The following is a 16,399-nucleotide window of genomic DNA, read 5'->3' as shown; positions in this document are numbered from 1 at the left end:
GGAAAAAGCCTAAAGTTTTTTTCGGATTAGCCGTTAACTTCCGGCTGCCAAGGCCGGTGTGGCTGTGGAGGTTGCAGGATCGGCGAAGTAGCGGATATTCGTTGTTTTATTCGTGTTCCGCAAAATCAATTTTATTGAATGCCGGTAAAACGTTTGCGCATTATCCGTGAGGCGGTTTGTTTTGGCATCTTTTTATAACCGCGGCGGCGCAAGCGCAAAAGTTTCAGGTTGCGCGTCGTTCGCGCGAGCGTTCCGGCCCTGGCGCACGCGACCGGATTCATTCCATTCAGGAAACAATCAATCGCCTCCCGGCGATTCACCTCCCCGTCCGCACGATCTAGACTGTCGCATCGTTTCTCTCTCCGGACCCACGCGATGACCGACGCCCTGCCGCTGACCACCGATCCCGATTCGGGCCTCCAGTACCGGCTGCGCCCGGCCGCCGGCCGCCCCGTCGCGCGCCTGTTGCTGCTGCACGGCGTCGGCGGCCACGAAACCAACCTGCTGAACGTGGCCGACGGGGTCGATCCGCGCATCGAAATCGCGTTCGTGCGCGGCCCGCTCACGTTCGGGCCCAATCAGCATGCGTGGTTTCCGGTGCGCTTCGGCCCGAACGGCCCTGAAATCGATGCGGCCCGCGCGGACGCGAGCCGCGTGCAGCTGATCGCGCTGCTGCGCGCCTTCCGTGCGCAGGACGGCGCGGCATCGCGGTTGCCGGCCGTGATCGCCGGCTTCAGCCAGGGCGGCATCATGAGCGCCGCCGTCGGCCTCACGTCGCCGGACGACGTCACCGCGTTCGCCGTGCTGTGCGGGCGCATCCTGCCGGAAATCGATCCGCTGATCGCACCGCGCGACGCGCTTCGCCCGCTCCATGCGTTGATCGTCCACGGCCGCTTCGACGACAAGCTGCCCGTCGCCTGGGCCGACACGGCCGACGCGAAGCTCACGGCGCTCGGCGTCGCGCACGATACGCGCCTGTACGCGGCCGGGCACGAACTGACTGCGGAAATGGCCGGTGATTTCGGTCGGTGGGTCGGCGAGCGTACCGGGCTGAACCGACCTTGAACTGACCGCGCCGGCAAGCCGGCCCGCGAACGGGCCAGCGCATGCCGTCAAGCGTTCTGCGCAGGATCGGCAACGGCACGCGCAGAGGCAGGCGCGGCAACCGCCGGCTCGCGCTCGGCGCCGCGCTTCGCCAGCTTCCAGCCGACCGCCAGTGCAAGCACCACCACCGGAATCGTCGCGACCGTCCACGTGCCGCCCGGATAGTCGAACGCCATCAGCACCAGCACACCGGCCAGGAACGCGAGCGTGAGCCACGACGTGACCGGCGCGCCGGGCATCCGGAACGACACGGCCTTCAACTCGCCGCGATCGACCGCGCGGCGGAACAGGATCTGGCACATCACGATGAAGCCCCACGTCGTGATGATTCCGAGCGACGCCATGTTCAGCACGATCTCGAACGCCTGCGCCGGGACGATATAGTTCAGCGGCACGCCGATCGCATTGATCGCGACCGTGATCAGGATCCCGCCGTACGGCACGCCGCGCGCATTCATCCGCGATACGAAGCGCGGCGCCGATCCGCCCATCGCGAGCGAGCGCAGCACGCGTCCGGTCGAATAAAGGCCGGAATTCAGGCTCGACAGCGCGGCGGTCAGCACCACGACGTTCATCACCGTGCCGACGTACGGCACGCCGAGCTTGCTGAAGAACGTGACGAACGGGCTTTCGTGCGCGCTGTACGCAGTCCACGGCAGCAGCATCGTCAGCAGCACGACCGAACCGACGTAGAACAATGCAATGCGCCACATCACGCTGTTGATCGCCTTCGGCAGCACCTTGCGCGCATCGGCGGTCTCGCCCGCCGCGACGCCGACGAGCTCGATGCTCGCATACGCGAACACGACGCCCTGCACGATCAGCACGGCCGGCAGGATGCCGTGCGGAAAGATCCCGCCGTGATCCGCGACGAGATGAAGCCCCGGCATCTGCCCCGCAACCGGATGGCCGCTCGCGAGAAACACGGCGCCGACCGCGAGGAACACCGCGAGCGTGCCGACCTTGACGAGCGAGAACCAGAACTCCATCTCGCCGAACACCTTCACGCCGATCATGTTCATCACCGACACGATCCCGAGCGCGCCAAGCGCGAACACCCATTGCGGCACGTCGGTGAACACGGCCCAGTACTTCATGTAGATCGCGACCGCGGTGATGTCGACGATGCCGGTCGTCGCCCAGTTCAGGTAGTACATCCAGCCGGCGACGAACGACGCGCGCTCGCCCATGAACTCGCGTGCGTAGGACACGAAGCTGCCGCTGGTCGGCCGGTGCATCACGAGCTCGCCGAGCGCGCGCATGATCAGGAACGCGAACACGCCGCACACGAGATACACGAGCGCCAGCGCGGGCCCCGCGCTTTGCAGGCGCCCGCCCGCGCCGAGAAAGAGGCCGGTGCCGATCGCACCGCCCATCGCGATCATCTGCACGTGCCGCGGCTTCAGCTGTTTCGCATAGCCGGCTTCGTGCGCCGCGAACATCGCATCGGGATCGGCATGGCGGGAATCCGCGCCGCCGGCCGCATCGGCCGGGCGCTCGCTGGTGTGTTTCATCGTCAGTCTCCGTTGTTTGTTGGTGTGTCGCGCCCCGCTCCGGGGCGCTTTCGGACCGGCCACGCGCCGGCCGCCGTCAAAGCACGCGCGGCCGGATCAGCGCTTCGGGTTGCAGCGCCTCGTCGAGCTGCGCGACGGTCATCAGCGCGCGCTCCAGCACGACCTCGCGGATCGATTTGCCGGTTGCGTGCGCTTCGGCGGCGACGGCGGTCGCACGCTTGTAGCCGATGTACGGGTTCAGCGCGGTGGCCAGCGCGACCGAGCGCTCCATCGTGTCGCGCAGCCGCTCGGGGTTCGCGGTGATCCCGCTCACGCAGCGCTCCGCGAGCGTCGTGCAGGCGGCCGTCAGATGGCTGAAGCTGCGGAACAGCGCGCTCGCGATCACCGGCTCGAACGCGTTGAGCTGCAGTTGCCCGGCCTCGGCCGCGAAGGTCACGGTCAGGTCGTTGCCGAACACCTCGAACGCGACCTGGTTGACGACCTCCGGAATTACCGGATTCACCTTGCCGGGCATGATCGACGAGCCGGCCTGCATGGGCGGCAGGTTGATCTCGCCGAAACCGGCGCGCGGGCCGCTCGACAGCAGCCGCAGGTCGTTGCAGATCTTCGACAGCTTGACCGCGATGCGCTTGAGCACGCCCGACACCTGCACGAACGCGCCGCAATCCTGCGTCGCCTCGATCAGGTTCGGCGCTGTGCTCAGGTCGAGCCCGGTGAGGCGCCGCAGCGCGGCCAGCGCCTTCTCCGCGTACTGCGGATGCGCGGTGATCCCCGTGCCGATCGCAGTCGCCCCGAGATTGATCTCGCGAATCAGCCAGCCGGCTTCCTGCAGCCGCGCGATGTCTTCCGTCAGCATCACCGCGTAGGTCGAGAATTCCTGACCGAGCGTCATCGGCACCGCGTCCTGCAACTGCGTGCGGCCGAGCTTCAGCAGGCCCGCGAATGCGTCGGCCCGTTCGGCGAACGCATCGCGCAGCCGCGCCATCGCTTCGAGCAGGTGTTCGACCGCGAAGCACGTCGCAACGCGGATCGCGGTCGGGTAGACGTCGTTGGTGCTCTGCGCGAGATTGACGTGCTCGTTCGGGTGCAGGTATTCGTACTGCCCGCGCGCGTGCCCCATGATTTCGAGCGCGCGGTTGCAGATCACCTCGTTCGCGTTCATGTTGGTCGACGTGCCGGCGCCGCCCTGAATGACGTCGACGACGAACTGGTCGTGCAGGCGCCCTTCACGGATCTCGACGCACGCGGCGGCGATCGCATCGCGGTGTGGCCGCGACAGCAGCCCGAGTTCGCAATTGGCGTCGGCCGCCGCTTCCTTCACGGCCGCGAGCGCCATCACGAGGTACGGCAGCGACGCAATGGTGCGGCCCGAAATGTCGAAATTCTCTTTCGCGCGCAGCGTATGGACGCCGTAATAGGCATCCACCGGAATGCTTCGTTTACCTAAAAGATCCGCTTCGACGCGGAAGCCGTTTTCTGTCATCGTGCCCTCCTGAATGTCTCGTGCCGCTCGCCGTGAACCGCTTCCCGACGCGACGGGTTCGCATTCTATGCCTTTGCAAAAACAAGCTCGCCTCTGTATTATCGAAAGCGGTTTTGCGTGGGATGCAACAGCGAGAATCGAATGAAGAAAGGCGCAAGAGAAACCGGCATCGATCATCTGGGCGCGATGCGCGCGTTCGTGAAAGTGGTCGAAACGGGGAGTTTTTCGGCGGTCGCGAAGGAGATGCACGTATCGACGTCGACCGTCGCGCGCAAGGTCACGGCGATCGAGGACGCACTCGGCGTCGCGCTGCTGCACCGCTCCACGCACAGCGTGACGCTCACCGAAGCCGGCCACATCTACCTGGAACGCGCGGTCACGCTGATCGCCGATCTCGACGACACGCTGCGTGTCGTCGCCGAGCTGAATGCGCAGCCGAGCGGCCCACTGAAGCTCACCGCGCCGGTCGCGTTCGGCCGCCGCCATCTCGCGCCGCTGGTCGCGCCGTTTCTCGCACGCTATCCGACGATCCAGCTCGACGTGCGGCTCACCGACAACCACAACGACCTCGTGGCCGGCGGGTTCGATCTCGACATTCACGAAGGCGAGAATTACCTGGACAACCTGGTCGTCCACCGGCTGTCGCGCAACGACAGCATCCTGTGTGCGACGCCCGGCTATCTGGATCGCTGCGGTCGCCCCGCGACGCCGGACGACCTGAAGCAGCACAACTGCCTGCGCTACGCGCACCCGGAAGGCGATCCGCGCTGGCATCTCGCGAGCGACGACGCGCAGCACAGCGTGCTGCCGGCCGGCAATCTCGTCACCGATCATTCGGAACTGCTGCTCGAAGCGACCAGCGCGGGGCTCGGCATCGCGGAGTTCGAGATCTGGCTGGTACGCGACCTGCTCGCGAGCGGCCGGCTCGAAGCCGTGCTGCCGCGTTACCGGCTGCAGAACCGGCTGACGGGCGAATTCATCTACATCGCGTATCTGGCGAACCGGCGCAGCTCGGCGAAGCTACGCGTGCTGAAGGATTTTCTCGCGGAACACCTCGCGCAGATCGGCGAGCTGTCGGAACTGGAGCTTGCGAGGATTCGCGGGGGGCGCGTGTAACTCGCGCGTTCATTCGTACCCGCCCGCCAGCCGGTCAGCGAGCGGGCGCGCGCCGCTGCAGGCGCCCCGGATCGCGGGCCGGCGGCAGCGGCGCGGCGACGGCGCTCAGGCCGCCTGCAATTCGAACGGGAACGTTGCGTGACCGAACTCGACGCCCTGCGTGTTGAGCATCGGCGGCCGGTGGAAGCCGGCCAGTTGCGCGCGCTGTGCGGCCGTTCCGATCCGCAGCCGCTCGAGGACTTCGCTGACGACCATGTAGAGCACGTCGACATTGCCGTCCTCGATCTTCACCGAGATGCCGAGCGCGCCATCCGCGCCGAGCTGCCGCGTGCGCTCCGATGCGCGCACGCCGATCCCGTAGCACGCATCGGCGCCGAGCTTGCCGACCACCTGCCCGTCGAACGCGTTCATCAGCACCGTGCAATAGCGGCCGTCGCCTGCGACCAGTTCCGGATAGGCCGTCATCGCGCGATGAATGCGCGCCAGTGCGCGAACGCGATCGGTTACCGCGCCGCCCGCCTCCACCGCGTCCGCGCCGTCGGCCAGCGACGCGTACAGACGCGCGAGCCGATCCAGCGGGAACGCCGGCGTCGGCAGGTTGCACCCGTCGATACTCCAGTCCACCTCGTCGTCGCGCAGGCCGCACGCGTCGGCCACCCCATGCTTGACGCGCACCTGCATCGGATGGTCCGGCAGATGGTAGTCGGCGATTGCCGCGCCGATCGCCTGCGCGCCGGCCAGCATCCCGACATGCTTGCCCGAACAGTTGCTGCACACGCCGGTCGGCGTGTAGTCGCGCTTGATCCATGCTCGATACACCGCATCGGACAACGGCGGATGGCCGCCGCAACGCAGATCCGATTCGTGCGCGGCCACCTTCGCGAGCATGGCCCGCGTGCGTTCGATGTGACGGTCCTCGCTGCTGTGCGACGCGCACATCAGCGCGATGTCCGCATCGTCGAAGCCGAAGCGCTCCACCGCGCCCGTCTCGATCACCGACAACGCCTGCGCCGGCTTGGCCGCCGAGCGCGCGAGCGTCATCCGGAACGGATCGCCGAACCGGGCCAGCAACCTGCCGCGTGCGTCCACGACCGCCACATGGGCGACGTGCGTGTTCTCGATCGTATTGCCGCGGTACGTGACGACCGCTGCGCGTGGGGTGTCCATCGTGTCTTGTCTCCTTGCTCCGGGCCTGACTGCCGGGGCCCGTCCAACCGGTACCGCAGTGTAGCGAGTCGCCGCCGCCACGCGCCGGCCGTGCAATGGAAAGCGGTGTTGCACACGACGCAAAGGCAATCGCGCCCCCACGAATGCCTGACTGAATTAGTACAAAAACCATTCGATCGTTTACATATTTGGTACTAATCCGTACAATTGCGACCGCAAACGCGAATCATACGCATTTACATTGACGTTTTCCGATGCTGCGGACTGTGCTGTCCGCATCGCGAAAACGCGCCCGTTCACCGAACCTTCCGCTGCTTCCCGATATGCCTGCCCAGTTCAAGACGAGGCCTCGCGCCCTCGTGTCGGCGCTGACCTGCTCCGTTTTCCTGACGCCGCTGCTCGCTTCCGCCGCAACCGCTCCCGCTGCCGTTCCTGCCCCTGCCGCCGACCAGCCCGCGCCGGCCGCCGACGTACCGGCGACGCTGCCGACGATCGCGGTCCAGTCGTCCGCGCTGTCGGACATGCAGGTGAAGCGTTCGCCGTCGTACAAGTTCACCGCGCCGCTGCTCGACACGCCGCGCTCGGTCACGGTGATTCCCGAGCAGCTGATCAAGGAAAAGAACGTCACGTCGTTCGCGGACGCGCTGCGTTCGGTGCCCGGCATCACGTTCCTCGGCGGCGACGCGGCCGCGAACCCGTCGGCCGACCGTCCGGTGATCCGCGGCTTCGAATCGCGCAACTCGATCTTCGTCGACGGCATGCGCGACTCCGGGCTGCAGAACCGCGAGACGTTCGCGGTCGAGCAGATCAGCGTGATCAAGGGCCCCGACTCGGTCTACGCGGGCCGCGGCTCGGTGGGCGGCAGCATCGACATCGTCACGAAGACGCCGAAGAACGACGATTTCATCAACAGCAGCATCGGCTTCGGCACCGACGGTTACAAGCGCGCGACGGTGGACGCGAACCGCAAGATCAACGACACGACGGCCGTGCGCCTGAACGTGATGGGGCACGACGCGAACCAGGCCGGCCGCAACGACGTGTACAACAAGCGCTGGGGCGTCGCGCCGTCGATCGTGTTCGGGCTGAACACGCCGACCACGGTCACGGTCAGCTACTACCACATGAACTCGTACGACATGCCGGACTTCAGCGTGCCGTTCCGCGCGTCGGGCGGCACGCCGGTGCCGACCGATCGCGGGCAGTTCTTCGGGCTGAACACGCGCGACTACCGCTACGGGCAGACCGACACCGGCGAAGTGCGCGTCGAGCACAAGATCAACGACGACTGGAAGCTGAAGAACACGACGATGTTCGGCCGCTCGACGCTCGATTACGTCGCGACGAATCCGCAGATCCTCGCGTCGAACCCGAATATGCTGAGCCTGCAGGCAAAGAGCGGCAAGTACGCGCTCAACGGCTTCTCGAACCAGACCGAAGTCACCGGCAGCGCGAGCCTGTTCGGCATGAAGCACACGTTGACGGCCGGCGTCGAGTTCAGCCACGAACAGGCGCGCTACGAGGGCTATCTCGTGTCGGATTCGGCCGGCAACAACATCCGCTCGGGCGGCCCGTGCTCGGTGGCCGGCAACTGCACGCCGCTCGCCGGCGGCTGGAACCCGAACATGCCGTGGACCGGCAACATCGTGCTGAACGGCGACAAGGGCTTCCCCGGCGCGACGACGAACACGCGCACCGATACGGTGTCCGCGTACCTCTTCGACACGGTCAAGCTGTCCGAACGCTGGCAGTTCAACACGGGGCTGCGTTTCGATCGTTACGACACGACCGGCAAGCAGGCCGGCGTCGCCGACCTGTCGAATACGTCGAACCTGTTCAGCTACCAGTTCGGCCTCGTGTTCAAGCCGGTGACCAACGTGAGCCTGTACGCGTCGTACGGCACGTCGTCGAACCCGCCGGGCTCGAACGGCGGCCTCGGCGGCGGCACCGACCAGATCACCGCGACGAACCAGGACCTCGCGCCCGAGCGCTCGCGCAACATCGAGATCGGCGCGAAGTGGGACGTGCTGCAGGACCAGCTGTCGCTGACGTCGGCCCTGTTCCAGACCGAGAAGACCAACGCGCGCGTGAGCGACGGCCTCGGTCATACGGTCAACGCGGGCAAGCAGCGCGTACGCGGCTTCGAATTCGGCTTCGCGGGCAACCTGACGCCGAAGTGGCACGTGTTCGGCGGCTACTCGTACCTGAACGCGATCACGACCGACGCAGGCCCCGGCAGCCCGGGCGCCTCGGGCCTGCCGATGGTGATGGTGCCGAAGCACAACTTCACGCTGTGGACGAGCTACGACGTGATGCCGAAGCTCACGCTCGGCGCGGGCGCGACGGTGATGAGCCAGACCTATGCGTCCGTGTCGGCGACGACCAGGAAGTGGACGCCCGGCTATGCCCGTTTCGACGCGGCCGCGACGTGGCGCGTGAACAAGACGATGGACGTGCAGCTGAACGTGCAGAACCTGTTCGACAAGAAGTATTACGCGAGCGCGTACCCGATCTACGCAACGTGGGCGCCGGGCCGTTCGGCGATGGTCACGCTCAACTTCTATCAGTAACGCCGATGGCGGCGGGAGGGGGCGATGCGCCCTTCCCCGCCTCGCTCACCACGGCAGCGAATACGTCTTCACGTTCGTGAAGCTCTTCATCGCTTCCTGCACGCCCTCCTTGTATCCCAGCCCCGAATCCTTCACGCCGCCGAACGGCGTCACTTCGAGCCGGTAGCCCGGCACTTCGCGCACGTTCACGCTGCCGACTTCCAGCTCGGTGATGAAGCGCGTGATGTGGTCGAAGCGGTTCGTGCACACCGACGACGACAGCGCGTAGTCGGTGCTGTTCGACATCCGGATCGCTTCGTCGATGTCGCGAAAGCGCATGATCGGCGACACCGGGCCGAACGTCTCGTACTTCACGAGCGGCATGTCGGGCGTCACACGGTCGATTACCGTCGGCGAATACAGCGCGCCGTCGCGCACGTTGCCGACCAGCAGCCGCGCCCCGCGCGAAATCGCGTCATTCACCTGCTGCTCGCAGAACTTCGCGGCCGCCTCGTCGATCACCGTGCCCATGTCGACCGACGGATCGGATGGATTGCCGTACGACCACGCACGCGTCTTCTCGACAACAAGCTCGGTGAACCGATCGGCCACCGACTCGTGCACGAGCATCCGCTTGATCGCCGTGCAACGCTGCCCCGAATTCTTGTACGAGCCCGACACCGCGAGCGTGCTCGCCTCGTCGAGATCGGCGTCTTCCATTACGATGATCGGATCGTTGCCGCCGAGTTCGAGCACCGCGCGCCGGTAGCCCATCCGCGATGCGATCGACTTGCCAATCGACACGCCGCCGGTGAAGGTGATGAGATCGATCGCCGGGTTCGTGATCAGCTCGTCGGCGATTTCCCTCGGATCGCCGGTGATCACCTGCAGCATCTGGGGCGGCAAGCCGGCCTCATACAGGATGTCGGCAAAGAGGTAACACGACAGCGGCACCTTCTCCGACGGCTTCACGACGATCCGGTTGTTGGTCGCGACCGACGGCACGATCTTGTGCGCGACCTGGTTCATCGGGTGATTGAACGGCGTGATCGCCGAAATCACGCCGAGCAGCGGATCGCGCTGCGTGTACACGCGGCGCTTCTTGCCGTGCGGCGTCAGGTCGCACGAAAAGATCTGCCCGTCGTCCTTCAGCACTTCACCGGCGCCGAACGTCAGCACGTCGGCCACGCGGCCCGCTTCGTATGTCGAATCCTTGATGCACAAGCCGGCCTCTGCCGTGATCAACGCCGCGATCTCCGCCGTGCGCGAGCGCACGATGTCGGCCGCACGGCGCAGGATCGCCGCGCGGTCGTGGCGCGTAAGCGTCGGCCGGTACGCACGCGCAACCGCAAACGCGCGGCGCACGTCGTCCAGCGTCGCCTTCGGCACGGTGCCGACCAGCGTGCCGTCGTACGGGTTGCGCACGTCGATGACTGCGTCGCGCCACACGCGCTGCCCGTCGATGCGCAATGCTTCGTGTCGCACGCCGGATGCGGGAATCGGTTTCAGGACCGTGCTCATGTCGTCTCCGTCTTGGGGGCGCGTGATCGTGGCCACGCTTTCGGTTAATGCAGTAATTGCCGCGCGGGCTAGCGAACCACCACCAGCCCTTCGTATTCGAGGCAGCGGCACAGCGTCGCCCATGCCGGCGTATCGGGCCATTCACGCGCGCGGGCGTCGATGCGAATCGGCCGCCCGAATTCGCGCGACACGCACGCCAGCAGCGTGTGCGCGATGCCGCTGCGCCGGTAGGCCGGTTCGACGTACAGCCGCGTGAGCGACGGCGATCGCGCGGCACCACCGCCGTCGTCGATACCGAGTTCGCCGATCGCCTCGTCGTCGCGATATGCGACCGCTGTCGCGCGCGCGTCGTCGAACACGATGCGGATCACGCGCGCGCAGCGATCCCTGAACACGACGACGTGCATGGCGCCCTCCGGATGTCGATGCCGGCGAACGCGACACGCGCACGCCTCCCTGCGCCCCCGTACCGGGGAGTTATCCGGATCGTCCGGGCGCGACGAGTTGAGTATCGTCTTGCCACGTCGGCACGCAGTAGTGCCAGTCGACACATTTCATTGAGTCCACATCCGCGGCGCGACACGCGTATTCTCGCGACACCGCGCCCCTCGCGGGCCTGCGCCCCACCGCGCGCACCGCCTCGCGTTTTCCGTACCGATCACAGGAGGAAGCATGCCGAGTCGTACCCCGACCGCCCTATGGGCCCAGCAGTTCCGGCGGTCGTCGGCGTCGAGCCTGCAGGACCAGATCCGGCGCATGCTGGTGGCCGCGATCCTCGACGGCCAGCTCGCGCCCGATGCCGCACTGCCGTCGAGCCGCGAACTTGCCGACCAGCTCGGCGTCGCGCGCAACACCGTCGTGCTCGCGTACCAGATGCTCGTCGAAGAGGGCTACCTGATCTCGCGCGAACGCAGCGGGCACTTCGTGAACCCGAAGATGCTCGAGGGCGTACCGGGCTTCGCGACTGCCAAGCCCGATGCGCAGGCTGCCGGCAACGACGACACGCCAGGCCGCCCCGCATGGGAGAAGCGCATCGCGCATCCGCCGTCGAGGCAGCGCAACATCGTGAAGCCCGCGAACTGGCAGCACTATGAGTTTCCGTTCATCTACGGGCAGTTCGACCAGTCGCTGTTCCCGACCAACGACTGGCGCGAGTGCTGCCTGAAGGCGTTGTCGGTGATGGAGATCCGCAACTGGGCGCCCGACCTGATCGAGCGCGACGACGAATCGCTGATCCAGCAGATCCGCACGCGCGTGCTGCCGCGGCGCGGCGTGTTTGCGATGCCCGACGAGATCGTCGTCACGAACGGCTGCCAGCAGGCGCTGTACCTGATCGCGGACCTGCTGTGCGGCAAGCACACGACGGTCGGCTTCGAAAACCCCGGCTATCCCGACGCGCGCAACATCTTCGAGAACCGCAATGCGCGGCTGCTGCCGCTGCCGGTCGACGGCCACGGGATCGCGCCCGACGCGCTCGGCGACACGCTGTCGCGCTGCGACTACGTGTACGTGACGCCGAGCCACCAGTGCCCGACCACCGCGACGATGCCGGTCGAGCGCCGCCGCGCGCTGCTCGATTGCGCGCAGCAGCATGATTTCGTGATCATCGAGGACGACTACGAGAGCGAGAACACGTTCTCCGGCACGCCGCATCCGGCGCTGAAGAGCCTCGATACGGCCGACCGCGTGATCTACGTCGGCAGCCTGTCGAAGACGTTCGCGCCGGGCCTGCGGCTCGGCTACGTGGTCGGGCCGCGCGAGCTGATCCGCGAATTGCGCGCGCTGCGGCGGCTGATGGTGCGCCATCCGGTCGCGTACATCCAGCGCGCGTTCGCGACCTTCCTCGCACTCGGCCATCACGACGCGCTGCTGCGCCGGCTGGCCCATGCGTACAGCGAACGCTCGCAGGCGCTGATGGCCGCGCTCGATGCGCATGTGCCGGAAGCGCGCCATGTGCGCGTGACGGGGGGGGCTTCGTGCTGGGTCGAGGGGCCGCCGTGGCTCGACGCCACGCGTCTCGCGACCGACGCGCAGGAAGCCGGCATCCTCATCGAGCCGGGGAACGTGTTCTTCATGGACGACGCGGGCGACGCGCGACGCTGCTTCCGGATGGGCTTCTCCGCGATTCCGCTCGAGCGGATCGAACCCGGCGTGCGGGCGCTGGCGGAATGCATGCGGTCGCAAAAGCCGGGCGCCTGACCGGATGCGGACAGGTATCGCGCAGCGGATCGCGCGACGTCCCTCTCTCATCGATCAGCATCACGCATCCGGCAACGATCCCGACTTTCGTTGCACTGGAAGCATGTCATCCGTGCCGCGCGCGTCGCTCCCCTGCGACGCGCGCGGATGCCCGTCGCAACGACCGATCGCGCTGCCCTGAAGTGCAACTCGCGGTGTCGCGCCTGTGGGTTGCCTTTCAAGTACCGGCCGCCCTCACGCGCGCACGCAACACGCCTCGACTCGATCGGCACATTGCCACCCGCCTCGTCGCACGACACCGCGTTCGCCGCTCGCGCTCCGAATCCGTTTCGCTCGCCGATACCGCGCCACTACCCGTTCATCGTTTCCATTCGTTTAGTAAATCTAATAAAAACATTACAAACCCGTTATTCGGATTGACAACGAATTCATACGAATCCTAGTGTTACGACGCAACCAGACAGCAACAACCCACAGCGATCCCGGGATTCGATCGTCGGGATCGTCAAGGCAAAAGATGCATCTCCGACTGGAGGGGGCGATCATGAATCGATTCACGACGCTTGCGGCGTTGCTGGCCGCGGCGTGCGCGTTGAGCGGATGCGGTGGCGGTGACGGCAGCGACGGAACAGCGGCGTCGATACTGGCCGCCCATCCGGCGGAATCCTCGGCCGATGCGGCCGACACGACGAATCTCGACGACAACCGCAGCCTGTCGTTGACGCAGTACGTCGATCCGTTGATCGGCACGCTCGCGAGCAATTCACCGAACCCGGTGCCGGCGGGACAGGCCGGCAGTGTCGAACCGGCCGCCGGCCTGCCGTCGGGCATGGTGCAGTGGGCGCCCGACACCAACACCACGCCGGCGCCGAACAGCAGCCAGGAGCCGAACTCGCCCGCCGGCTACTACTACGACATCCACTCGATCCAGGGTTTCAGCCTGACGCACATGCCGGGTGCCGGTTGCAGCGGCAACAACGGCGAATTCCCGGTCATGCCGACCACCGACCCGGCGCAGCTCGCGCCAACCTTCAGTCATGCGAATGAAACGGCCAGACCGGGCTACTATTCCGTGCTGCTCGACTCGCAGATCAAGGTCGAGCTGACCGCCACCCTGCGCACCGGCTTCGGCCAGTTCGCGTACCCGGCCGGCAAACCCGCGCTGCTGGTGCTCGACGCGACCCGCACCAACACCAAGACGTCGACCACCGGCGCCATTACGCAGGTTTCCGGCAGTGCGATCTCGGGCAGCACGGTCGGCGGCGGCTTCTGCGGCAACTCGGTGCCGGTCCCCGTCTACTTCTACGCCGCCTTCGACCAGGCCTTCACGTCGGCCGCGATCTCGCACGGCGTGGCGCAGCTCGGCTTCCGCTCCGGCCAGACGGTCAGGATGAAGATCGGCCTCTCCTACGTCAGCGTCGCCAACGCAAAAGCCAACCTCGACGCGGAGAATCGCGGCTGGGACTTCGCGGGCGTACGCACGCAGGCCGACCGCATCTGGAACGACCGCCTCAACGGCATCCGCGTGGCGGGCGGCACGCTCGACGCGAAGAAGAAATTCTATACGGCGCTCTATCACGCGCTGTGGGCGCCCAGCACCTTCAGCGACGTGAACGGCCAGTACATCGGCTTCGACAACACCGTGCATCAGGTCGCCCAAGGCCAGCACGCGCAGTATTCGTCGTTCTCGGGCTGGGACATCTACCGCTCGCTGATCCAGCTGAAATCGATCCTCAACCCGTCCGAAACCAGCGACATGATCCAGTCGCTGATCAACGACGCGGATCAATGCGGCGCGATTCCGCACTGGGTCAACGACAACGTCGAGGACGGCGTGATGCCCGGCGACGCCGGTTCGCTGATCGTCTCGAATGCCTATGCGTTCGGCGCGCGGCGCTTCGATACGCGGTCCGCCCTGCAGCACATGGTGAAGATGGCGAACCTCCCCGGCACGGCGTGCAACAACGTGACCACCAACGGCGGTCGCGCGAGCTACCTGCAGACCGGCTACATCACCGGCGGCGAGTGGGGGCAGGCTTCGTCCACGCTCGAATACACGGGCAGCGATTTCGCGATCTCGCGCTTCGCGGGAGCACTCGGCGATACCGCCACGCAGCGCATGCTGCTGGGCCGCTCGGCCTACTGGCAGAACCTGCTCGACACCGCGCTGACGCCGCCGCTGATCGCGGCGCGCCAGTCGAACGGCGCGTGGATTCCCGAGACGCCGGGCAGCGGCGACAACTATGTGGAAGGCAATGCCGAACAGTACACGTGGATGGTGCCGTACGACGGCGCCGGCCTGTTCGCGCAGCTCGGCGGCAATGCGGCGGTGACGTCGCGGCTCGACCAGTTCTTCACGGTGCTCAATGCCGGCCTGAGCCTGCCCAACTTCTACATGGGCAACGAGCCGACCTTCGAGGTGCCCTGGCTCTACAACTGGGCCGCGCAGCCGTCGGGTACGCAGCGCGTGGTGCAGCAGATCCTGGGCAGCGCGTTCGGCACCGGCCCCGACGGCCTGCCGGGCAACGACGATCTCGGCGCCGTGTCGGGCTGGTATGTCTGGGGCGCGCTGGGCCTGTACCCGCAGATCCCCGGCGTGGCGGGCCTGGCGATCGGCAGTCCGCAGTTCCCGCAGATCGACGTACGGCTCGGCAACGGCCGCACGTGGCGGATTCGCGCCAAGGGCGCGCCCGCGTCCAATTATGTGCAGTCGCTGTCGATCAACGGTCGCACCCACGATGTACCGTGGGTCGCCTACGACGACATCGCGAACGGCGCGACGCTGCACTTCGCGATGGGCAGCGCGCCGTCGCAATGGGGCAGCCGGAAGCAACCGCCGTCGTTCGGCGTGCCGGTGGCGATCAACGCGGTCGACAGCTACAACAATCGTGGCTTCAGCGCGGACGGCGCGACCAATCCCGACGGCCAGGGCGCGGACTTCGACGGCAGCCTGTTCAGCTACTCGCTGAATGCGCTGGCAGCAGCGGGCGTGCAGCCCGGCAAGCCGTTCGTGGTGGCCGGCGCCAGCGTGGCGGTGGCCGGCGGGCCGCTCTCGCTCGACAATACCGTGACCGTCGGCCAGACCGTGATGCTGCCGCCGGGACCGGCCGGCACCGGCGTGGTGGTGCTCGGCTCGTCCAACAATGGCCCGAGCAGCGGCGCCGCGCAGCTGAATTTCGCGGACGGTTCGAGTCAGGCCGTCACGCTGACCTTCGACGACTGGACCCTGAACGGCGGCAGCGCACACGCCAGCGCGGCGGTCGCCGTCACGATGGCTTACCGCAACTCGGGCAGCGGCCAGCAGGACAACGTCAAGACCTACATCTTCGCGCAGAAGATTCCCGTGCCGCCCGGCAAGGTGGTGACGAGCATCGTGCTGCCGCGCCAGGTGAGCGCCGGCAAGATGCACGTGTTCGGCATCGGCATGACGGCATCCTGACGCCCGCATGACCGACGGGGATACATCGGGCCTCCCGATGTATCCCCTCGCCGGCCGGCGCTGCTGTCACGCGATCCCCGGCCGCCGTGACGTCATCGCGCAACGGCAACGGTTTCGCGACATGCCCCGGCGGCAGCTCTTCTTGCTCATCGCTCCGCGTCGATGATTTCCATCGATGCGCGTCAACGAACCCGCCGTCGGGAACCCACGGGGCACCGGTAGACCGGCGCACCGGGCCGGCTTTCCCCCTGGCCCAAGCGAAACCTCCCGACTGGCGCTACCGCCAAAAACGAGCGCTCACTAACGT

The 16,399-nt window shown here is 66.7% G+C and carries 10 protein-coding genes; 5 read left to right on the top strand and 5 right to left on the bottom strand.

The annotated features are described in order from the left end of the window. The first annotated feature begins 375 nt into the window (after positions 1-375). On the top strand, positions 376-1,065 hold the full coding sequence (locus OHZ10_RS24710) for an alpha/beta hydrolase (RefSeq protein ID WP_059237105.1): 690 nt from the start codon (positions 376-378) through the stop codon (positions 1,063-1,065). A gap of 47 nt (positions 1,066-1,112) precedes the next feature. Here OHZ10_RS24710 and OHZ10_RS24705 read toward each other — a convergent pair whose 3' ends face one another. Together OHZ10_RS24705 and OHZ10_RS24700 are read right to left on the bottom strand one after the other, a co-directional pair. Further along, entirely contained in the window at positions 1,113-2,618 is a 1,506-nt protein-coding gene (locus OHZ10_RS24705; RefSeq protein WP_174991905.1) for an amino acid permease, read from the bottom strand. A gap of 76 nt (positions 2,619-2,694) precedes the next feature. Continuing rightward, a complete protein-coding gene (locus tag OHZ10_RS24700; RefSeq protein WP_059237107.1) occupies positions 2,695-4,101 on the bottom strand; it encodes an aspartate ammonia-lyase in 1,407 nt (468 codons plus the stop codon). 141 nt (positions 4,102-4,242) lie between these two features. Between OHZ10_RS24700 and OHZ10_RS24695 the strand changes: the two genes are divergently transcribed. Next, positions 4,243-5,217, top strand: coding sequence for a LysR family transcriptional regulator (locus OHZ10_RS24695; RefSeq protein WP_059237108.1), 975 nt, complete (start codon positions 4,243-4,245; stop codon positions 5,215-5,217). Between the two features lie 105 nt (positions 5,218-5,322). Here OHZ10_RS24695 and OHZ10_RS24690 read toward each other — a convergent pair whose 3' ends face one another. Continuing rightward, on the bottom strand, positions 5,323-6,384 hold the full coding sequence (locus OHZ10_RS24690; RefSeq protein ID WP_059237109.1) for an asparaginase: 1,062 nt from the start codon (positions 6,382-6,384) through the stop codon (positions 5,323-5,325). Between the two features lie 323 nt (positions 6,385-6,707). Between OHZ10_RS24690 and OHZ10_RS24685 the strand changes: the two genes are divergently transcribed. After that, positions 6,708-8,954, top strand: a complete 2,247-nt coding sequence (locus tag OHZ10_RS24685) for a TonB-dependent receptor (protein WP_342705955.1) — start codon at positions 6,708-6,710, stop codon at positions 8,952-8,954. A gap of 45 nt (positions 8,955-8,999) precedes the next feature. Here the strand turns inward: OHZ10_RS24685 and phnY are convergent, their stop codons facing one another. After that, a complete protein-coding gene (gene phnY / locus OHZ10_RS24680; protein WP_342705954.1) occupies positions 9,000-10,454 on the bottom strand; it encodes a phosphonoacetaldehyde dehydrogenase in 1,455 nt (484 codons plus the stop codon). Between the two features lie 68 nt (positions 10,455-10,522). Continuing rightward, a complete protein-coding gene (locus tag OHZ10_RS24675; RefSeq protein ID WP_174991908.1) occupies positions 10,523-10,861 on the bottom strand; it encodes a GNAT family N-acetyltransferase in 339 nt (112 codons plus the stop codon). A 265-nt stretch (positions 10,862-11,126) separates the two neighbouring features. Here OHZ10_RS24675 and OHZ10_RS24670 point away from each other — a divergent pair, with 265 nt between their 5' ends. Then, positions 11,127-12,653, top strand: a complete 1,527-nt coding sequence (locus OHZ10_RS24670; RefSeq protein ID WP_342705953.1) for a PLP-dependent aminotransferase family protein — start codon at positions 11,127-11,129, stop codon at positions 12,651-12,653. Positions 12,654-13,197: 544 nt separating this feature from the next. Next, complete coding sequence (locus OHZ10_RS24665; RefSeq protein ID WP_342705952.1) at positions 13,198-16,092, top strand: GH92 family glycosyl hydrolase; 2,895 nt, start codon at positions 13,198-13,200, stop codon at positions 16,090-16,092. Positions 16,093-16,399 lie beyond the last annotated feature (307 nt).

The organism is Burkholderia arboris, from assembly GCF_038723655.1.
GTDB classification, from domain to species: domain Bacteria; phylum Pseudomonadota; class Gammaproteobacteria; order Burkholderiales; family Burkholderiaceae; genus Burkholderia; species Burkholderia arboris.
This window is presented reverse-complemented; position numbering and strand designations above follow the sequence as displayed.